Here is a 20343-nt window from a genome sequence, read left to right on the forward strand (position 1 = left end):
CGGTGGTTGCCTGCTGCTGCGGAATCGAGTGACAGCCTCGGCATCCGTCGGTAAAGTGCCGCGATAAAAAGCAGGCCCTTAGGGGCGCTGCATCGAAGACCAGCAAGACCGCAGCGCCATGCCTAAGAACCTCCGTTTCGAAGACTTATCCGAACGCCACGACATCGACCCGCACCAGCTGCAAGGTTATGCCAATGCGGCGAAGGTTCGCTTACAGGTGCACCATAATCCGCCCGTCGACTTTGAGGTGACGTCTAAAGGTGAGACTGTCGTCTACGAAGTCAAATGGGCCCCCGTCGATGAGAAGCTTCGACGCTCATACAACAACGCCGATGATGCGAAGCGCGATGGCGCATACGTCATGGCCTTTGCCGCAGTCGAAGACCTTGAGGGCCTAGTTAGCATCGCCCGAGCCGAAACAAAGACTGGCGCCGACTACTATGTCGCCCCGGCTGGAACGAGCCCGGAAGACCTAGAAAGTGCGTTTCGCCTCGAAGTCTCAGGTACCGACGGGACGCCGGGGGAAGTGCGCCAGCGACTGAAGGAGAAGCGGGAGCAGACCCGTAGGGGCACCGGCGCTGAGCCCGCCATCGCAGCGGTCGTCGGATTCAAGACCAAGCTTATCTTGGTGGAGCGCGCATAGCGATGGATTGGCTCGCGCTCCACAAAACAAGCGAGGCGCTTGCCGCTCGGGCGCATGCCGCCCGGCGCAGGGTAACGTTGAGGAGGCCGAGAAGCTGTTCTGCCAGGCTGCTGCAGCGGAAGAGGATGCCTTGGCCCAGCTCGACCCATCGAAGGCACGAACGTTCGGCATTGCCGCCGTTAGCGCGGTCTCTCTTTGGTACAAGGGCAAAGATGTGCAGCGCGCCTCGATGCTGGCATACCGCTGTCTTGCCAACCCTGACTTGGCACCGCCAGCCCGAGAGCAACTCGACGACCTCGTGCAGACCCTCTACTCGGAGCGGGACCGAAAGCGCCTCACTGGAGAGTTCCTGCCTGGCTCCGTCACGGTCGCAGTCAAGGGCGGCAGCGTGCTTAGAGGTGCAGCTCCGCTGGACCTAATCGTCGACAGAGTCAAGACGCTGCAATCCATCTTCTTCCGCGTGGTCGAATGGAGCAACGGCAAGCCGCTGCGCCGGCACGGACCGCCGACAAATGACATCACGAGCTCGTTCGAGCCTTGGCTAGTACAGGAAGCGCCGGGCAGCTTCCAGTTCTCGGTCGCCGTGAAGGTCAATGGCCAGCTGGACATGTTCGACGCAGAGAAGCTGGAAGCTGCCGACATCGCCAGAAGATTCTTGGACGTGGTCACAACCATCGCCAATGACGCGACTGGCGAGGCGAGCAAAGAACTCGTGCCGGATGAGGGCTATCGCGGTACGTTTCGCAAGCTCATCCGAAATCTCACGCCGCCACCCAACAGCAGCGAGTCGGTGGCCATCTCCTCGAGGGAGCGCGAAGACGTCGCTGTGGTGCTCGATGAGTCAACTCGCCCAAAGCTCGACTTTGCCATTAAGGCTGAGTCCGCGAAGGCGGACGAGTCCGCCGGCGAGCAGATGCAGGAGTTCAGCGGGGTACTCCGCGCGCTCGACTTGGACGGCGACTGGTTAAAGGTCGACGCCGACAACGGGCAGGTGATGGTGAAAGGTTTGTCTCAGGCCGTCGACGATGTTATCGGCCCGATGGTCAACAAGACCGTACTCGTCAAGGCTGTCAGGACTCGCCGCGGCGACCTAAAGTTCGTGGACATCGTCTTGGCTGGGTAGCGCCCGGTTCTGCGCCCGGAGCGGTAGCCTCGCGGACTCGCACGCTGTCATCCTGCTGCTGAATGCAGTCGCGGTAACCATCTAGTGCCCCGACGCGGAAGTTAAACAGCGACCTGATAATTGTGAGGTCCACGTATAACTTCTTATACCGAGACGCTCCCCGCGGGCTCCGCTCGCGTAGGCAGTCTGGAAGACGTGCTTTTTGACACCTCAGCGCGCCGCAGTGGTATCTCCTGTGTGCCACGCGGACCCGTCTGCGTGGCTGACTTCTTTGGGCAATTCGCCGCATGGTCGCCTGTTGGACAGCGCATCCTCACGACGGTTCGCGCTGCCGACTACCAGAGCGGCGCACTCGCGAACTTCGGGCGCACCCATCAGCATCTTGGCTTACGGCCCGGGACAGCGGCCGACTGCTACGGTCTCGCCACCGATTGCATCGCTTCAAGGGCGGTCGGCTACGGCCCCGAGCGGCAGTAGTAGGAGCGTCGGCGGGGCGTCTCCCTGACGGATAAAACAGCACGCTTCACTGCTTGCCTCAACCCGAGGTGACCAAAGCAGCGGAAGCCCCCGAAGCGAGGCGTCTCTCACCCCTGACCACCTGGAGATGATGAATGACTGACGACGACCTGCACACCCGACAGCGCGAGTACATCCGCCAACACAACGCCACTGTTCGCGAGCGGGCAGCGACGGCTCGCAACCGCGCTGCCTGGGCCGCGTTCTTCGCGCTAAGTCCCGACCCCGAAGCCCTGTGCTCGGAGGTGCAACGGCTGGACCCGACCAAACCTTGGCCGCAGCGTTCGAGGTGAAGGGCGCCATGGTTCTCTCGACCCTCTTTCACAAAGGCGACCTGGGCACGCTGTACAACTGCGCCGTCGACCGCATCGCGGCCTTGAACGCTGGGAAACTCACAGCGACTCGCTGTGGCGACAACGAGACCGCGCTCGCTCTCAAGCTGCAGGCGGACCGCATCGGCGCCTTGGTCAAGAAGCTCGAGACCGCCCTCTGCGAACGGCCGGTCTTCCTCACGCAGGACGACCTGGAGCAAGCCCGCGAAGCGCTGGAGCCGCTCCGCCGCGGGGTCGCTCGTTCTCTGAATCGCACGCGTGCTTTGGAGCTGGACGCCATCCGCGACAAGCTCATTGCAAACATCGCCAGCGTCGACACTGAGGAGTACTGAACGGAAGCGCCCCAAGCTACTCCGCGCCGGCATCAGCGGGTGACCCTTGCTGGCATATCGAAGACTTGGCCTCCGCCCATTGCTGAAGCTGCCCCCAATGACATCGTGAATGCCTGGCATCACGCCGGTTAGGGGGCTGTTGGCATACTTCAACCATGAAGCCGCGCAGCCGCCATTACCGAGCCTGGATGGAGTGGCGCGAGCCAAGGCGGTACGACGTCGAATGCAACCGCATCCTCGCTTGCGAGCTAACCGTGCACTCGGAGCGGCGGCTGGGCCCTCTGGTCACATTTGAAGACGGGACGAGAGTACGAAGTGAAGGTGAGGCTTCGTACGCCGCCGCCATTGCACGTGCACGGGTGCAGATGGAAATAGTCCGCCGCCGCATCCGTCGCGCAGTGCGACCATGACACCAAGTCCCCTCAAGGGACTCGTGGCACGTTCAGAAGTCGGCAAAGTTAGTGCGCGTCGTCATGCCGGCCTTTGCATCGCGAACCGCTACCAACGTAGTGAGATTGGGGAGTTGTGGCCCAAGGAGGCGCCAGAGAACCTGTTTCAAGTCCATTCCGCTACTGCATCGGACAGGCCGTCTGACGCCAAGCCCTTGGGGACCCATTAATTGTCTGAGACCCAGGGCGCTTGCACGGCCAGCAGGCGCGCCAGGGCGGCGTTCGGCGCGGGCGGCGCGTTGAGCAACGCCGCGAACTGCTCGAACTTCTCAGCGTCGAGAGTGAAAAGTACCTTGTCCAAGTTCATGGGCGCGATGTTGGCACCCGGCGTGTTCAATGGCTGCGTCACTTCATCAGACACATTGCCACCAGGGAGGCGATGAAGCAGATGGCGCCGATTGCAGCGCATCCCCATATGACTACGTCACCTAGTCTTTCGAACTGTTGTTCGTTCATGGCATCACTGTAATGCCTGTCCGGACGCTTGGATGCCGAGGGGCGGACAAGCCGTGCGCGCCGGGCACAACACGCGACGATACCTGCCGTCGCCCGAGTTGACGGTCGCGGGGTCCTACCCCGCTCCGAAACTAGCCCTCAGTTTTGCCAGCTCTGCGCGCGTGATGCGAGCCACGAGGTCCATGGAGAAGCTGTCCGCAATTTGGTCGGCCCGCGCCAGTAGCTGCACGAAGTGCTCGCGAGTCATCATGGTTGGGACTTCGAGCCCGAGCGTCGTCAGCAATTCCGTCTGCTTTGTGTCCAGCGATATGACGCCGGACATGGAAATGGGTGTGCTGCTGGTCATGGGCTCGTATCCTACTGCCGAGCTGACGAACCGCACACCTGGCTCGGCTAAATGGCCGCGGACGCGACAAAGCGTTTATTCCTGGGGCTTGTCGCTCCTGAACGGGGAGCCCCCGTCCCGGCCTTGCGGCAAGCCTCCCCAGCTGCGGGACGGCGTCGGAACGCATGGCTCCTCGGGCGCCACGAGGGGCCGCTCAAAAATGCGTGTTGCTGCGAACCTGGCCCGCACATTCCAGCGACTCTGCGCTTGTCGCAAAGCTGTCGCAATCTGAGGACCACTCGAGACCACAGTAGCCGCGGCCGCGCCGTACCCCGGCGCTTATGACCGGTACCCCACCATCCAAGCTAAGTGCTTGCTACGCCGTCGTTTTTCTCACGTCGGCGGGGCCTGACGAAAAAAAGCCCGGGACCTTTGCAGGAACCGGGCTTTCGTGTCGTTGGTCGGCGTGGCGGGATTCGAACTCGCGACCCCTTGCACCCCATGCAAGTGCGCTACCAGGCTGCGCTACACGCCGAAGCCCTCGATTATAGCGTGGTTCTGGAGGCCTCTTTAAAGAAAGCGTTCGAGCAGCGTGCGCGAGTGGCGATCCAGCCCTCGCCGGTCGGCGATGCGGAAGTTGATGCCCTCGGAACTGGCGATCAGGAGCGCGCCTTCGCCCAGGCGGCGGATGTCTTCCTCGCCCTTCAGGACGAAGCGGGTCGGCCCACGGTCGGTCACCACGCTCCACGTGCTGGGCGTCGAGAAACTGGACACCGACTCGATGCGCTGCACCGTCGGCACGAACTCGCGGCCGGCGAGTTCCTCTTCGATCAGCGCGCGGGTCTGCGGCTGCAGCGCGTCCAGGTGCGGCACCCAGGCGAGCTCGCGCCCGTCGATGCTGACCATCGATACGCCCTCCTCGGGCGCGGCCAGCGGAAAGGCCCGGACTGGCACGACGCTCTCGTGCACCGAACCATCGGGCAAGGTCAGCACCAGGCGGCCGAAGGCATTGCGTTGGAGTTGGAACATCGTCATTGCCCCGCCGGATGGGCCGCGTGCGCCGGCGCCGGCAGCCGCGCGTCGTCGCCGTTGTCTTCTTCGTCGACCTGGCGCGCCTGCGCCTCGTAGAGCCGCCAGTAGGCGCCCTGCTTCGCGATCAGCTCGTCGTGCGGGCCGACCTCGACCACCCGGCCACGGTCCATCACCACCAGCCGGTCGGCCTTGCGCAGCGTCGAGAGCCGGTGCGCGATGGCGATCGTGGTCCGCCCCTGCACCAGGTTGTCCAGCGCCTTCTGGATTTCCTTCTCGGTTTCGGTGTCGACGCTGGACGTTGCCTCGTCGAGGATCAGGATGCGCGGGTCGATCAGCAGCGCGCGCGCGATCGAGATGCGCTGGCGCTCGCCGCCGGACAGGCCCTGCCCGCGTTCGCCCACCATCGAGTCGTAACCCAGGGGCAGGCGCAGGATGAATTCGTGCGCGTGCGCGGCGCGTGCCGCGGCCACGATTTCGGCCCGGGTGGCGTCCGGCCGGCCATAGGCGATGTTCTCGGCGATGGTGCCGAAGAACAGGAAGGGTTCCTGCAGCACCAGGCCGATGTGGCGCCGGTAATCCGCCACGCCGAAGCGGCGGATGTCGGTGCCGTCGACCTGGATCGCGCCCTCGCTGACGTCGTAGAAGCGGCAGATCAGGTTGACCAGCGTGCTCTTGCCCGAGCCGCTGTGGCCGACCAGGCCGATCATCTCGCCCGGGCGGATCGTCAGGTCCAGGCTGCGGATCACGCTGCGGTTGCCGTAGCGGAAGCCGAGGCCCTGCATCTCGATGGCGCCCGCCAGCGTCTCGATCTTCACCGGCTGCGCCGGCTCCGGCACGTTGGACACGTGGTCGAGGATGTCGAAGATGCGCTTGGCGCCGGAGGCCGCCTTCTGCGTCACCGAGACGATGCGGCTCATCGAATCCAGCCGCGTGTAGAAGCGCCCGATATAGGCAATGAACGCGGTCAGCACACCGACCGTGATCTGGCTGCGGCTCACCAGCCAGATGCCGAAGGCCCAGACCACCAGCAGGCCCACGTCGGTCAGCAGCGACACCGTCGGCGAGAACAGGCTCCAGGTCTTGTTCAATTTGTCGTTGACGGCCAGGTTGGCCTGGTTGGCCTCGCGGAAGCGCTGCGCCTCGCGCCGCTCCTGCGCGAAGGCCTTGACCACCCGAATGCCGGGGATGGTGTCGGCCAGCACGCTGGTCACGTCGCCCCAGACCCGGTCGATCTTCTCGAAGCCGGTGCGCAGGCGGTCGCGCACGGCGTGGATCATCCAGGCGATGAAGGGCAGCGGCAGCAAGGTCACCAGCGCCAGCCAGGGATTGATCGAGAACAGGATCGCCGCCGTCATCGCGAACATCAGCACGTCGGTGGCGAAGTCCAGGGCGTGCAGCGACAGGAAGACCGAGATCCGGTCCGTTTCCGACCCGATGCGCGAGACCAGGTCGCCGGTGCGCTTGCCGCCGAAGTAGTCCAGCGACAGTTGCAGCAGGTGCTCGAAGGCCGTGGTGCGCAGGTCGGCGGCGATGCGTTCGGACACCAGGGCCAGCAGCCAGGTGCGCGCCCAGCCCAGGCTCCAGGCCAGCAGCGCCGACCCTAGGAGGCCGGCCAGCAGCAGCATCACGTAGCCCGGGTCGATGCGCTGCCCGTTCTGGAAGGGGATCAGCACCTTGTCCATCAGCGGGATGGTCAGGTAAGGCGGCACCAGGGTTGCGGCAGTGGAGGCGAGCGTCAGCCCGAAGCCGATCGCCAGCTGCTTGCGATAGGGGCGCGCGAAGCGGCCCAGCCGCAGCAGCACCCAGGTGGAAGGCGGCTGGGTGTCCTCCTCGGCCTCCTCTTCCTCGCCGGCTTCCTCCACCACGGCGGGCTCGCCGGACAGCAGGCGCTCGAAGCGGGCGACGAAGGCCAGCATCGCGCCCTGCTGGGCCAAAGTGAAGTGCCACAGGGCCAGCCGGCCCTGGGCGTCCAGCAGTTCCAGCGTCCCGACCCCGGCGTGGTCGGCGTGGCGCAGTTGCAGGCCGGCGGCCACCGGCCATTCCGACCAGCCGCCCTCGCCCCAGGCCAGCAGGCGGCGCTCGGTCAACGCCAGGCCGCCAAACGTAAAATTCATCGCGGGGCCGATGTCAACCTCAAGCGTCGCCAGAACGTTCTCGCGGCTGGCTAGCCTTTTGGCGAGCGTCATGCGCCAGTCCGGGAGCAAGCCCGGTACTGTTGCGACTGGAGAAGTAGATTGCATTCGACAGTGGTTTGGAAATACTGGGCCATGTGCCCTGGCTGGGACGCGGATTTTCGCCTAAGCCGGCCGGAGACCCTCCCACCTTGTCAGGGCGCCCATCCATGAGCAGGAAGAACGACATCCGCCTGCTGCGCATCAACTACCTGCGCGGCCCCAATCTGTGGACCTACCGGCCCGTGCTGGAGGTCTGGCTGGACCTCGGCGAGCTGGAGGACTGGCCGTCGAACCTGCTGCCCGGGTTCGCCGACCGCCTGACGGCCATGCTGCCGGCGCTGATCGAGCACCACTGCGGCGTCGGCGAGCGCGGCGGCTTCCTGCAGCGCCTGCAGGAAGGCACCTGGTCCGGCCACGTGCTGGAGCACGTGGTGATCGAGCTGCTGAACCTGGCCGGCATGCCCACCGGCTTCGGCCAGACGCGCAGCACCTCGCAGAACGGCGTCTACCGCATGGTGTTCCGCGCCCGCGACGAGAAGGTCGCCCGCAGCGCCCTGGCGCAAGGCCACCGGCTGCTGATGGCGGCAATCAATGAAGAGCCTTTCGACGTCGCGGCCGCGGTCGCCGCGGTGCGCGAGCAGGTCGACGACTCCTACCTCGGCCCCAGCACCGCCGCCATCGTGGCGGCGGCGACCGACCGGGGCATCCCGCACATCCGCCTGAACGACGGCAACCTGGTGCAGCTGGGCCACGGGGCCCGCCAGCGCCGTATCTGGACCGCCGAGACCGACCGCACCAGCGCCATCGCCCAGGGCATCGCCCGCGACAAGGACCTCACCAAGCGCCTGATCGCCGGCTGCGGCGTGCCGGTGCCGGAAGGCCGGGCCGCCGGGACGCCGGCCGAGGCCTGGGAGGCCGCGCAGGACATCGGCCTGCCGGTGGTCGTCAAGCCCAGCGACGGCAACCATGGCCGCGGCGTCATGCTGGACCTGCGCACGCAGGCGGACGTCGAAGCGGCCTTCGAAGTCGCCGCCCGCCATGGCAGCGAGGTGCTGGTCGAACGCCATATCGCCGGCGACGAGCACCGGCTGCTGGTGCTGGGTGGCAAGGTGGTGGCCGCCGCGCGTGGCGAGACGGCCTGGGTCAACGGCGACGGCCGGTCCAGCGTGCGCCAGCTGGTCGACGCGCAGATCAATACCGACCCGCGCCGCGGCCTCACCGAGGACCACCCGCTGAACCGCCTGGTGCTCGAAGAAGATGACGCCATCCTGGGCGACCTGGCCCGGCAGGGCCTCACGCCCGACGCGGTTCCCGAAGCCGGCCGGAAGGTGCTGATCCAGCGCAATGGCAACGTCGCCATCGACTGCACCGACCAGGTCCACCCCGAGGTGAAGCACGTGGTCGCCCTGGCCGCCCGCATCGTCGGCCTGGACATTGCCGGCGTCGACCTGGTGGCGCAGGACATCAGCCGCCCGCTGCACGAACAAGGCGGCGCCATCGTCGAAGTCAATGCCGGTCCGGGCCTGCTCGCGCACCTGAAGCCGGCGATCGGCACGCCGCGCCCCGTGGGGCGGGACATCGTCGATTCGCTGTTCCCGGCGGACAACGGCCAGGAGCATCCCGGCCGCATCCCCGTCGTCGGCATCACCGGCACGCGCGACACCGCCCGCATCGCGCGGCGGGTCGCCTGGCTCGGCCACCTGCTGGGCCGGCGCGTGGGCGTCGCCTGCGCCGACGGCCTTTACCTCGACCGCCGCTGCCTGTCGGCCGGCGATGCGCGGCGCTGGGACGTGTCGCATCGGCTCCTGGTCAACCGCAACGTCCAGGCCGCGGTGTTCGAGAACGACGCCCGCACCATCCTGCGCGACGGCCTGCCCTACGACCGCTGCACGGTGGGCGTGGTCACCGACTTCGACGGCATCGAAGCGCTGGCCGAGTTCGACGTGCAGTCCCCCGAGCAGTTGGCCAAGGTGCTGCGCACCCAGGTCGACGTGGTGCTGGACAACGGCGTCGCGGTGCTGAACGCGGCCGATGCGCGCGTCGCCGCGCTCGGCGCCTTCTGCGACGGCGAGGTGATCCTCTACGCGGCCGATCCGCAGGCGCCCGCGCTCGTCGCGCACCGCGGCAACGGCGCGCGCGGCGGCCGCGCCGTCTTCCTGCGCGACGGCCGCCCGGTGCTGGCCACCGGCGGCGCCGAGACGCGGCTCGCCCCGCTGGCGCGCCTGGCGCGCGGCGGCCTCGCCGCCGAAACGCTGCTCGTGGTGATCGCCGCCGCCTGGGCGCTGGGCATCGCGCCCGACCTGATCCTCGCCGGCATCGAGACCTTCGACGCCCACAACGCCCCCTCCCCGCAGGCCGCCTGACCATGGAAATCTCCCGCATCCGCGCGCTGCGCGGGCCCAACCTGTGGAGCCGGCACACGGCCATCGAGGCCGTCGTCTCGTGCGAGGCCAGCGAGATCGCGGTGACCGACCGCCCCGGCTTCGAGGCCCGGCTGCGCACCCTCTTCCCGGGCCTGGGCCTGTTTCGCCTCACCGGCCCGGTGTCCCTGGCGCGCGTGCTCGAGACCGCCGCGCTCTCGCTGCAGGAGGAAGCCGGCTGCCCGGTTTCCTTCAGCCGCACCTTTGCGACGGTCGAGCCCGGCATCTACCAGGTCGTCGTCGAATACAGCGAGGAAGCGGTCGGCCGCCTGGCTTTCGAGCTCGCGCAACAGCTGATCGCGGCCACGATGGATGCCGACGCCAGCTTTGACGCCGATGCCGCGGTCGCCCGCTTGCGCGAGGCCGACGAGGACGTGCGCCTGGGTCCCAGCACCGGCTCGATCGTGCAGGCCGCGGCGGCGCGCGGCATCCCGTGGCGGCGCCTCACCGACGGCAGCCTGGTGCAGTTCGGCTGGGGCAAGCACCAGCGCCGCATCTGGGCCGCCGAGGTCGACCAGACCAGCGCCGTGTCGGAGTCGATCGCGCAGGACAAGGACCTGACCAAGCAGCTGCTGCACGCCGCCGGCGTGCCGGTGCCCCTCGGCCGGCCGGTGGCCGACGAGGCCGACGCCTGGGCCGCCGCGCTCGAGGTGGGCCTGCCGGTGGTGGTGAAGCCCCGCGACGGCAACCAGGGCAAGGGCATCACCGTCAACGTCACCACCTGCGAGGCCATAGAGCAGGCCTACAAGTCCGCGCTGAAGGTCGGCGAAGTGATGGTGGAACGCTACCTGCCCGGCAGCGACTACCGCCTGCTGGTGGTCGGCGACCAGCTGGTCGCCGCCGCGCGGCGCGAGCCGCCGCTGGTGCTGGGCGACGGCGAGCTGACCGTGGCCGAACTCGTGGCCAAGGTCAATGCCGATCCGCGCCGCGGCGACGGCCATGCGACCTCGCTGACCAAGATCCGCATCGACGACATCGCCATCGCGCTGCTCGCCGGGCAGGGCCTCACGACCCGCAGCGTGCCGGCGCGCGGCCAGCGCGTGCTGATGCGCAACAACGCGAACCTGTCCACCGGCGGCACCGCCACCGACGTGACCGACGAGGTCCATCCCGAAGTGGCCGAACGCGCGATCGCCGCGGCGCAGATGGTGGGCCTGCACGTGTGCGGCGTCGACATGGTGTGCGAAAGCGTGCTGAAGCCGCTGGAAGAACAGAGCGGCGGCATCGTCGAGGTGAACGCCGCGCCGGGGCTGCGCATGCACCTGTCGCCCTCCTACGGCAAGCCGCGCAACGTCGGCGAGGCCATCGTCAACCACCTGTACGAGCCCGGCGAGGACGGCCGCATCCCGGTGGTCGCGGTCACCGGCACCAACGGCAAGACGACGACGGCGCGCCTGATCGCCCACCTGTTCGCCAGCAGCGGACTGGTGGTGGGCATGACCAACACCGACGGCGTCTACGTCGACGGCCGCCAGATCGATTCCGGCGACTGCAGCGGCCCGAAGAGCGCGCGCAGCGTGCTGATGCATCCCGACGTCGAAGCGGCGGTGTTCGAGACGGCGCGCGGCGGCATCCTGCGCGAAGGCCTGGGCTTCGACCACTGCCGGGTGGCGGTGGTCACCAACGTGGGCGAAGGCGACCACCTCGGGCTCAACTACATCACGACCGTCGAGGACCTGGCGGTGCTCAAGCGCGTGATCGTGCAGAACGTGACGCCCAAGGAAGGCTATGCCGTGCTGAACGCGGCCGACCCCATCGTCGCCGCCATGGCCGACACCTGCCCGGGCAAGGTGATCTACTTCGCCGCGGACCGCCACCACGGCGCCATGACCGAGCATCGCGCGATGGGCGGGCGCACGGTCTATGTCGATTCCGCGCTGGATGGCGGCTCGGTGGTGGCCGCCGAAGGCAACTACCGCGAACACGTGCCGCTGGCCGACGTGCCGATCACGCGCAACGGCACGATAGCCTTCCAGGTCGAGAACGTGATGGCCGCGGTGGCCGCGGCCTGGGGCGCGGGCCTCAAGTGGGACGCCATCCGTGGCGGCCTGGCCAGCTTCGTCAACGACGCGCACAACGCGCCGGGCCGCTTCAACGTGATGGACTACAAGGGCGCGACCGTCATCGCCGACTATGGCCACAACCCCGACGCGATGCGTGCGCTGGTGGCGGCCGTGGACGCGATGCCGGCCAGGCGGCGCTCGGTGGTGATCAGCGGCGCCGGCGACCGGCGCGACCAGGACATCCGCGACCAGACGGTCATCCTGGGCGCCGCCTTCGACGACGTGCTGCTGTACCAGGACGCCGCCCAGCGCGGGCGCGGCGATGGCGAGGTGATGGCGCTCTTGCGCGAGGGGCTGCAGGGCGCGAGCCGCACCAGGCACGTGGAGGAGATCCGCGGCGAGTTCATCGCCATCGATGCGGCGCTGGCGCGGCTGGAGCCGGGCGATCTTTGCCTGGTCCTGGTCGACCAGGTCGAAGAGGCGCTGGCGCATCTGGCGCGACGCGTGGCCGGAGGCTGAGGCCGCCAGGCCAGGAAAAAAGCCCGGACCTTCACAGGTACCGGGCTTTCTCGTTTTTGGTCGGCGTGGCGGGATTCGAACTCGCGACCCCTTGCACCCCATGCAAGTGCGCTACCAGGCTGCGCTACACGCCGAAGCCCTCGATTATGCCGTGTTCAGTGGGTCGATCCGAGCAGGTCGCGGATCTCGAACAGCTCGCGCCGCACGAATTCCAGCTTCTGTGACATGGCGTCGCGTTCGACTTCTTCCAGCAGCACGGAGTCGCCGAAGCTGCTATCGAGCTGCGAGTCCTCGACTTCGATCACGTCGACGCCATCGAGCATGACCTCGCCGGCGCGGCGCTTGTCGCGCTCGCCCTGCACGATTTCCTGCAACTTGTTGCGCGCGCCGCTGATCGTGAAACCCTGGTCGTACAGCAGGTCGCGGATGCGGCGGATCATCAGCACCTCGTGGTGCTGGTAATAGCGCCGGTTGCCGCGCCGCTTCATGGGCCGCAGCTGCGTGAACTCCTGCTCCCAATACCGTAGCACGTGGGGCTTGACGCCACACAGCTCGCTGACCTCACCGATGGTGAAGTAGCGCTTGGCCGGGATTGCCGGGAGGGATTTCTCCATTGAAATCAATCTACTAGGAGAGAAAGCTCCTAGGTTACTCTAAGCGGTCGCCAATGCAAAGCGAGCCGCATGCGGCTGTAACAAGCGCGTTGCTTTTTGGGTTGGGCGAAAAGCCCGCTCAACGCTCATCGGCCGCAGCGGCGGCCGAGATCCCCTGGATCTGTTCCTTGAGCTTGTGGCTGGCGTGGAAGGTCACCACGCGCCGCGCTTCGATGGGGATCGCCTCGCCGGTGCGCGGGTTGCGGCCCGGCCGCGGCGCCTTGGTGCGGATCTGGAAGTTGCCGAAGCCCGAGATCTTGACGTCCTGGCCGTCGACCAGGCTGGCCGCGATGAGGTCGAAGAAGGCATCGATCATGTCCTTCGACTCGCGCTTGTTCAGCCCGATCTGCTCGAACAACAGCTCCGCCAGCTGGGCCTTGGTCAACGCGGGCGTTTCCAGGCTCTCGACGGCAAACTCCATGGGATCCTCTTCCTTCTGCGGGCTTGTTGTTGTCAGGTCGGCCACGGCTCACCCCCTGAGACGGCCGCCCAGCTGCGTGGCAATGCGGTCCACCACCGCCCGCACGGCCGACTCGATCTCCTCATCGGTCAGTGTCGCGTCGCTGCGCGCGAGCGTCAAGCGCACGGCCAGGCTTTTCTCGCCCGGCTGCAGGCCGCCCTGGGCTTCCTTCGGCTTGTAGACGTCGAACAGCAACGCATCGCGCAGCAAGCCGCTGGTGGCGGCGCCGTGGATGGCGTCCATCAGGGCGCCATGCGTCACCTGCTCGCCCACGATCACGGCGATGTCGCGCTCGGCCGGCTGGAACTTGGGCACGGACTCGAAAACCGCGACCTTGCGCGCCGTCACGGCGTCGAGGTCCAGCTCGAACAGCAGCGGCGTGTGCGGCAGCTCCCATTGCTGGCGCCAGCGCGGGTGCAGTTCACCGACGAAGCCGACGTCCTTGCCGCCCACGCGGATCGCCGCGCAGCGGCCCGGGTGCATGGCCGGATGCGCCGCCGCCACGAACTCCGCCTGCAGCGGCGACAGCAGCGCCTGCACGTCGCCCTTCATGTCGTAGAAGTCGACCTGGCCCGCCTTGCTGCCCCACTGCAGCCCGGACGGGTCGCCGTAGGCCAGGCCCGCCACGCGCATCGGCTGGTGCACGCCGCGCACGGTGCTGTCGGTGGTCTGGACGGAAGCGTCGCGCACGAACACGCGGCCGATCTCGAACACGCGCACGCGCTCCGCCTTGCGGTCCAGGTTGAACTTCAGCACCTGCAGCAGCGAGCCGACGAGCGACGAGCGCATCACGCTCATCTGGCTGGCGATCGGGTTCAGCAGCTGGATCGGATCCTGGTTGCCGGCCAGGTCCTTTTCCCACTTCTCCTCGACGAAGGAGAAGTTGATGGTCTCCTGGTAGCCCAGCGCGGCCAGCAGCCGGCGCACCGCGAAGCGGCTGCGGCGCGACTCCGGCGGCAGCTTGGCCGTGATCGGCGCCAGCGGCGGCGTGGTCGGCAGGTTCTGGAAGCCGACGATGCGCACCACCTCCTCGATCAGGTCTTCCTCGATGGAAAGATCGAAGCGGTACGCCGGCGGCGTCACGGTGACGACGCCGTTGTCCACCTTGGCGGGCAGTTGCAGGCGCGCGAAGGCGTCCACGCACTGGGCTTCGGTGATGGGCATGCCGATCACCTTGGCCGCGCGCGCCACGCGCATCTGCACCGGCTTGCGCTCCGGCTGCTTCAGCACCTGGTCGTCCATCGGGCCGGCCTCGCCGCCGCAGATGTCCTGGACCAGGCGCGTGATGTACTCGATGTGCTCCACCGTCAGGCTCGGGTCCACGCCGCGCTCGAAGCGGTGGCCGGCGTCGGTGGAGAAGTTGTAGCGGCGGGAGCGCCCCTGCACCGCTTCCGGCCACCAGAAGGCGGCCTCGACGTAGACGTTCCGCGTGTCGTCGCTGACGGCCGTGGCGTCGCCACCCATGATGCCGGCCAGCGACTCGACTTCCCTGGCGTCGGCGATCACGCCCACCTTCTCGTCCACCTCGATCGTGTTGCCGTTCAGGAGCTTCAGCTGCTCGCCCTTGCGGCCCCAACGCACGTCCAGGCCGCCGTGGATCTTGTCGAAGTCGAAGATGTGCGTCGGCCGGCCGAACTCGAACATCACGTAGTTGGAGATGTCCACCAGCGCGGTGACGCTGCGCTGGCCGCAGCCGGCCAGGCGTTCCACCATCCACTGCGGCGTCTTCGCCTTGGTGTTCACGTTGCGGACCACCCGGCCGCTGAATCTTCCGCAGAGGTCGGGCGCGCTCACCTTGACGGCCAGCTTGGCGTCGTTGGCAGGCTGCACGGGCGGGAAGCTCGGCACCTGCAGCGGCGCGCCGGTCAGCGCCGACAGCTCGCGCGCCACGCCGTACACCGACAGCGCATGCGCCAGGTTGGGCGTGAGCTTCAAGGTGAAGACGTGGTCGTCCAAATTGAGCACCGCGCGGATGTTCTTGCCGATCGGCGCGTCAGCGGCCAGCTCCAGCAGGCCGCCGTGATCGTCATTCAGCTTCAGCTCGCGGGCCGAGCACAGCATGCCCTGGCTCTCGACGCCGCGCAGCTTGCCCAGCTTGATGGCGAACGGCTTGCCGTCCTCGCCCGGGGGCAGTTCGGCGCCCACCAGGGCGACCGGCACGCGGATGCCGGGGCGCGCGTTGGGCGCGCCGCAGACGATGTTCAGCAGCGCGCCCTGCCCCACATCGACCTGGCACACGCGCAGGCGGTCGGCGTTGGGGTGCTGCACGGCTTCCTTGATCTCGCCCACCACCACCTGGCTGAAAGGCGGCGCGACGGGGTGCAGGTCTTCCACCTCCAGCCCGCCCATGGTCAGGACGTCGGCGATTGCTTGCGTGGACAGCGGCGGGTTGCAGTACGCGCGCAGCCAGGACTCGGGGAATTGCATGTCTTCTCGTCGAATGGAGGGATCAGCGGAACTGGCGCAGGAAACGGATGTCGCCGTCGAAGAACAGGCGCAGGTCGTTCACGCCGTAGCGCAGCATGGTCAGGCGGTCCGGGCCCATGCCGAAGGCGAAGCCGATGTGCTTTTCGGGGTCCAGCCCCATGTTGCGCACCACGTTCGGGTGCACCTGGCCGGAGCCGGCCACTTCCAGCCAGCGGCCGGCCAGCGGGCCGCTCTGGAACTGGATGTCGATCTCGGCGGACGGCTCCGTGAACGGGAAGAAGCTGGGGCGGAAGCGCAGCGCCAGGTCGTCGCTCTCGAAGAAGGTGCGGCAGAAGTCGGTGAAGACGACCTTCAGGTCCTTGAAGCTGACGTTCTCGCCCAGCCACAGGCCTTCGCACTGGTGGAACATCGGCGAGTGGGTGGCGTCGCTGTCCACGCGATAGGTGCGACCCGGGGCGATGACGCGGATCTCGGGCATGGGCTCGCCGCGCTTCACGCCTGAAGCGTAGCGCTTGATGTGCTGGTGGGCATAGCGCACCTGCATCGGGCTGGTGTGCGGCCGCAGGTTGTACGGGATGCCGTCGTCGCCGTTGATGTCGACGTAGAAGGTGTCCTGCATCGATCGCGCCGGGTGGTTGGGCGGGTTGTTCAGGGACGTGAAGCTGTGCCAATCGCTTTCGACTTCGGGGCCGTCGGCCACGTCGAAGCCCATGCTGGCGAAGATCTGCTCGATGCGCTCCAGCGTCAGCGACACGGGGTGCAGCCCGCCCGGCTCGCGCACACGGCCCGGCAGCGAGACGTCCAGCGCCTCCGCCTTCAGCTGCGCTTCCAGTTCGGCGTCGGCCAGCGCCTGGCGGCGCTCGTTCAGCGCGGCCTCGATCGCCTGCTTGGCCTGGTTGATCGCCGCGCCGCGGGACTTCTTTTCCTCGACGGACAGCGCGGCCAGGCCCTTCATCAGCTCGGTGATGCGGCCGGACTTGCCGACGTACTGCGCCTTGGCGTTTTCGAGTTCGGCCGGGGCCGCGGCCTGGGCAAAGGCTGCGCGGGCGCTCGCGACGATGGCTTCGAGTTCAGTGCTCATGGGAAAACGAAAAAGGGACCAGCGCTTGCAAGCCCTGGCCCCTGGAATGCCTTGTTGTGACGGCAGGCGCCGCCTTGCGGCGGCGCCCTGGTCGTGAACTCAAGCAGCCAGCTTGGCCTTGACTTGCTCCACGATGCCGGCAAACGCCGCGGGGTCGTGATAGGCGATATCGGCCAGGACCTTGCGGTCGATCTCGATACCGGCCTTGCGGATCCCGTTGGCGAACTGGCTGTAGGTCAGGCCGTTCGAACGCGCGGCGGCGTTGATACGGGCGATCCACAGCTGGCGGAAGACGCGCTTCTTGGCGCGACGGTCGCGGTAGGCATACTGCCCCGCCTTCATCACCGCTTCTTTGGCGATGCGGAAGACGTTGCCGCGGCGGCCGCGGAAGCCCTTGGCGAGGGCGAGGACCTTCTTGTGACGGGCGCGAGCCGTTACACCACGTTTGACGCGAGGCATGTGTGTTCTCCTAGTCTTGGTGGTTTACAGGCCGGCGAACGGCAGCATCTGCGCCATGTGGCCCATGTTCGTCTCGTGGACGGCCACGGCACCGCGCAGGTGACGCTTGTTCTTGGTGGTCTTCTTGGTCAGGATGTGGCGCTTGAAAGCCTGGCCGCGCTTGACCGTCCCACCGGGACGAACGCGGAAACGCTTCTTCGCGCCGCTCTTGGTCTTCATCTTGGGCATCGAAATGCTCCTTCTACTTTTGTGCTCGTGAGGCGTCGCGGGAAACTCCCGCGCCTTGATGGCCCCGAGCCACTTTTAGTGGCGAGTCGAAGACTCCCCACTTGTGGGAAGCCCGAAAGCTTCCCCTTCACCGCCATCGCGGTGATCAGACCGTGATGGCTTTGAAACCTTAAGCCGTCGTCGCCGGAGCGGCGGCAGCTTCCGCCGGCTTGGCGACCGTCTTCCTCTTGCCCGGCGCGATCATCATGATCATCTGCCGGCCTTCCAGCTTGGGGAACTGCTCGACGACGATGGTGTCGGCGAGGTCGTCCCGCAGGCGCTGCAGCAGCGCCATGCCGATTTCCTGGTGCGTGATCTCGCGGCCGCGGAAGCGCAGCGTGATCTTGCACTTGTCGCCTTCCTCCAGGAAGCGGCGGATGTTGCGCAACTTGATGTTGTAGTCGCCGTCATCCGTGCCCGGCCGGAACTTGATTTCCTTGACCTCGATGACCTTCTGCTTGGACTTCGCTTCGGCCGCCTTCTTCTGCTCCACGTACTTGAACTTGCCATAGTCCACGAGCCGGCACACGGGCGGGCTCGCAGTAGCGGCAATTTCAACCAGGTCTACGTCCAGCTCACCCGCCATCCGCAGGGCTTCCTGGATGGGCACGATCCCCAGGGGCTCGTTGTTCGGCCCGCTGAGGCGGACCTCCGGGGCCATGATTTCCCGGTTCAGGCGGTGCTTGCGTTCCTCGCGCTGGCGGCGGTCACGAAATTCAGTAGCGATGGTCTTCAGTCCTGTTCAAAAATGAAACGAGCCGCCTTCAGCGCTTGCCCGCGATGTCCTCGGCGAGCAGCTTGGCAAACTGCTCAAGGGGCATCACGCCGAGGTCCTTGTTCCCCCGGGCGCGCACTGCGACGGCACCCGCCGCCTTCTCCTTGTCGCCGACGACGAGGAGGTAAGGCGGCTTTTGCAACGAATGCTCCCGTATTTTATACGTGATCTTCTCATTGCGCAGGTCGGCCTCTGCCCTAAGCCCTTGATTACGCAGAGATTTGACAATCTCCTGGGCGTAATCGGCCTGTCCGTCGGTGATGTTCAGCACCGAAACCTGCACTGGAGCGAGCCAGGCGGGCAGCGCGCCGGCATGGTGTTCGACCAGCATGCCGATGAAACGTTCCAGGCTGCCGACGATGGCCCGGTGCAGCATCACGGGGTGGGCGCGGCCGCTCGTCTCCGTGACATATTCCGCACCCAGGCGCTCCGCCGTGTTGAAGTCGACCTGCATCGTGCCGCACTGCCATTGGCGGCCCAGGGCGTCCTTCAGCGTGTATTCGATCTTCGGGCCGTAGAAGGCGCCGTCGCCGGGGGAGATGACGAAATCGACGCCGGAGCGGCGCAGCGCCTCCATCACGGCGTGTTCGGCCTTGTCCCAGAGCTCGTCCGAGCCCACCCGGTTGTCCGGCCGCGTCGCCACCTTGTACAGGATGTCCGTGAAGCCGAAGTCCTTGTAGACCTGCTGCAGCTTGGTCGTGTAGGCGACGCATTCGTCCAGGATCTGGTCTTCGGTCACGAAAGCGTGGCCGTCGTCCTGCGTGAAGCCGCGCACGCGCATGATGCCGTGCAATGCGCCCGTGGGTTCGTTGCGGTGGCACTGGCCGAATTCGCCGTAGCGCAGCGGCAGGTCGCGGTAGCTGCGCAGCTGCGACTTGAAGATCAGGACGTGGCCGGGGCAGTTCATCGGCTTCAGCGCGTAGTCGCGCTTCTCCGACTCCGTGACGAACATGTTCTCGCGGTAGTTCTGCCAGTGGCCCGTCTTCTCCCACAGGCTCTTGTCCAGGATCTGCGGACCCTTGACCTCCTGGTAGCCGGTGTCCTTGTAGACCTGGCGCATGTACTGCTCCACGGCCTGCCAGACCGCCCAGCCCTTGGGGTGCCAGAACACCACGCCGGGGGCGACGTCGTCGATGTGGAACAGGTCCAGCTCGCGGCCCAGCTTGCGGTGGTCGCGCTTCTCGGCCTCCTCCAGCATCGTCAGGTACTGCTGCAGGTCTTCCTTGCTGGCCCAGGCGGTGCCGTAGACCCGCTGCAGCATCTCGTTGCGGTGGTCGCCGCGCCAGTAGGCGCCGGCCACCTTCATCAGCTTGAAGAACTTCAGCTTGCCCGTGCTCGGGACGTGCGGGCCGCGGCACAGGTCCTCGAAGCCGCCCTCGGCGTACAGCGAAACGTCCTCGCCGGCCGGGATGCTGCCGATGATCTCCGCCTTGTAGTTCTCGCCCATCGCCTTGAAGTGCGCCACGGCCTCGTCGCGCGGCAGCACGCGGCGCGTCACCGGCTCGTCCTTCGCGGCGAGCTCGCCCATGCGCTTCTCGATGGCCTGCAGGTCCTCGGGCGTGAAGGGGCGCTTGTACGCGAAGTCGTAGTAGAAGCCGTTCTCGATGACCGGGCCGATCGTGACCTGGGCGTCGGGGTACAGCTCCTTCACCGCGTAGGCCAGCAGGTGGGCCGTCGAGTGGCGGATCACGTCCAGGCCTTCGGCGTCCTTGGCCGTCAGGATGGAAAGCTTCGAGTCCTGCTCGATCTTGTAGGCGGTGTCGACCACCTTGCCATCGACCTTGCCGGCCAGGGCGGCCTTGGCCAGGCCGGCGCCGATGGAGGAAGCGACCTCGGCGACCGTCACCGGGCCGGGAAACTGGCGTTGCGAGCCGTCGGGAAGCGTGATGTTGACCAT

Annotated in this window: 18 protein-coding genes and 2 tRNA genes; 6 read left to right on the plus strand and 14 right to left on the minus strand. The window is 67.0% G+C overall.

What is annotated here, in order from left to right; all coding sequences use genetic code 11:
- Positions 1-118: 118 nt before the first annotated feature.
- The 4 genes from HHL11_RS19505 to HHL11_RS19520 all read left to right on the plus strand — a co-directional run bounded on the left by HHL11_RS19505 (position 119) and on the right by HHL11_RS19520 (position 2946).
- A complete protein-coding gene (locus HHL11_RS19505) occupies positions 119-643 on the plus strand; it encodes a hypothetical protein (RefSeq protein ID WP_169420246.1) in 525 nt (174 codons plus the stop codon).
- 130 nt (positions 644-773) lie between these two features.
- The gene (locus tag HHL11_RS19510; protein WP_169420247.1) at positions 774-1766 is read left to right on the plus strand and encodes a hypothetical protein; all 993 of its coding nucleotides are present in this window, start codon (positions 774-776) and stop codon (positions 1764-1766) included.
- 611 nt (positions 1767-2377) lie between these two features.
- The gene (locus HHL11_RS19515) at positions 2378-2575 is read left to right on the plus strand and encodes a hypothetical protein (protein WP_169420248.1); all 198 of its coding nucleotides are present in this window, start codon (positions 2378-2380) and stop codon (positions 2573-2575) included.
- Positions 2554-2946: a hypothetical protein gene (locus HHL11_RS19520; RefSeq protein WP_169420249.1), complete on the plus strand. Its 393-nt coding sequence runs from the start codon at positions 2554-2556 to the stop codon at positions 2944-2946. The genes HHL11_RS19515 and HHL11_RS19520 overlap by 22 nt, the downstream gene beginning before the upstream one ends.
- Before the next feature lie 615 nt (positions 2947-3561).
- Here the strand turns inward: HHL11_RS19520 and HHL11_RS34470 are convergent.
- The 5 genes from HHL11_RS34470 to HHL11_RS19545 form a co-directional block, all read right to left on the minus strand.
- Positions 3562-3702 (minus strand): type II toxin -antitoxin system TacA 1-like antitoxin, encoded by a 141-nt coding sequence (locus tag HHL11_RS34470; RefSeq protein WP_240980343.1) that lies wholly within the window; start codon positions 3700-3702, stop codon positions 3562-3564.
- A 264-nt stretch (positions 3703-3966) separates the two neighbouring features.
- The gene (locus HHL11_RS19530) at positions 3967-4197 is read right to left on the minus strand and encodes a hypothetical protein (RefSeq protein ID WP_169420251.1); all 231 of its coding nucleotides are present in this window, start codon (positions 4195-4197) and stop codon (positions 3967-3969) included.
- A 437-nt stretch (positions 4198-4634) separates the two neighbouring features.
- Positions 4635-4711, minus strand: a tRNA-Pro gene (locus HHL11_RS19535).
- Between the two features lie 35 nt (positions 4712-4746).
- On the minus strand, positions 4747-5205 hold the full coding sequence (locus tag HHL11_RS19540; protein WP_240980344.1) for a cyanophycin metabolism-associated DUF1854 family protein: 459 nt from the start codon (positions 5203-5205) through the stop codon (positions 4747-4749).
- A gap of 2 nt (positions 5206-5207) precedes the next feature.
- Positions 5208-7448 (minus strand): cyanophycin metabolism-associated ABC transporter, encoded by a 2241-nt coding sequence (locus HHL11_RS19545; protein ID WP_205964493.1) that lies wholly within the window; start codon positions 7446-7448, stop codon positions 5208-5210.
- Positions 7449-7549: 101 nt separating this feature from the next.
- On the opposite strand from HHL11_RS19545, the gene HHL11_RS19550 reads away from it, so the two are divergent.
- Both HHL11_RS19550 and cphA read left to right on the plus strand, forming a co-directional pair.
- Positions 7550-9745: a cyanophycin synthetase gene (locus HHL11_RS19550; RefSeq protein WP_169420254.1), complete on the plus strand. Its 2196-nt coding sequence runs from the start codon at positions 7550-7552 to the stop codon at positions 9743-9745.
- Between the two features lie 2 nt (positions 9746-9747).
- The gene (gene cphA, locus HHL11_RS19555; protein WP_169420255.1) at positions 9748-12324 is read left to right on the plus strand and encodes a cyanophycin synthetase; all 2577 of its coding nucleotides are present in this window, start codon (positions 9748-9750) and stop codon (positions 12322-12324) included.
- A 57-nt stretch (positions 12325-12381) separates the two neighbouring features.
- Here cphA and HHL11_RS19560 read toward each other — a convergent pair.
- From HHL11_RS19560 to thrS, 9 genes are all read right to left on the minus strand, one after another.
- Positions 12382-12458 (minus strand) — tRNA-Pro (locus HHL11_RS19560).
- A gap of 21 nt (positions 12459-12479) precedes the next feature.
- On the minus strand, positions 12480-12938 hold the full coding sequence (locus tag HHL11_RS19565) for a MerR family transcriptional regulator (protein WP_169420256.1): 459 nt from the start codon (positions 12936-12938) through the stop codon (positions 12480-12482).
- Positions 12939-13056: 118 nt separating this feature from the next.
- Positions 13057-13434: an integration host factor subunit alpha gene (locus HHL11_RS19570; RefSeq protein ID WP_169421185.1), complete on the minus strand. Its 378-nt coding sequence runs from the start codon at positions 13432-13434 to the stop codon at positions 13057-13059.
- A gap of 12 nt (positions 13435-13446) precedes the next feature.
- The gene (pheT, locus tag HHL11_RS19575) at positions 13447-15864 is read right to left on the minus strand and encodes a phenylalanine--tRNA ligase subunit beta (RefSeq protein ID WP_169420257.1); all 2418 of its coding nucleotides are present in this window, start codon (positions 15862-15864) and stop codon (positions 13447-13449) included.
- A gap of 22 nt (positions 15865-15886) precedes the next feature.
- Positions 15887-16945, minus strand: a complete 1059-nt coding sequence (pheS, locus tag HHL11_RS19580) for a phenylalanine--tRNA ligase subunit alpha (RefSeq protein ID WP_169420258.1) — start codon at positions 16943-16945, stop codon at positions 15887-15889.
- 99 nt (positions 16946-17044) lie between these two features.
- Entirely contained in the window at positions 17045-17404 is a 360-nt protein-coding gene (gene rplT, locus HHL11_RS19585) for a 50S ribosomal protein L20 (protein WP_169420259.1), read from the minus strand.
- Positions 17405-17428: 24 nt separating this feature from the next.
- Positions 17429-17632, minus strand: a complete 204-nt coding sequence (gene rpmI / locus HHL11_RS19590) for a 50S ribosomal protein L35 (protein ID WP_013901101.1) — start codon at positions 17630-17632, stop codon at positions 17429-17431.
- A gap of 169 nt (positions 17633-17801) precedes the next feature.
- Complete coding sequence (gene infC, locus HHL11_RS19595) at positions 17802-18407, minus strand: translation initiation factor IF-3 (RefSeq protein ID WP_169421186.1); 606 nt, start codon at positions 18405-18407, stop codon at positions 17802-17804.
- Between the two features lie 28 nt (positions 18408-18435).
- Positions 18436-20343 carry a threonine--tRNA ligase gene (gene thrS / locus HHL11_RS19600; RefSeq protein ID WP_169420260.1) on the minus strand — a complete coding sequence of 636 codons (1908 nt, stop codon included), beginning with the start codon at positions 20341-20343 and terminating at the stop codon, positions 18436-18438.

The organism is Ramlibacter agri, assembly GCF_012927085.1.
Lineage (GTDB): Bacteria > Pseudomonadota > Gammaproteobacteria > Burkholderiales > Burkholderiaceae_C > Ramlibacter > Ramlibacter agri.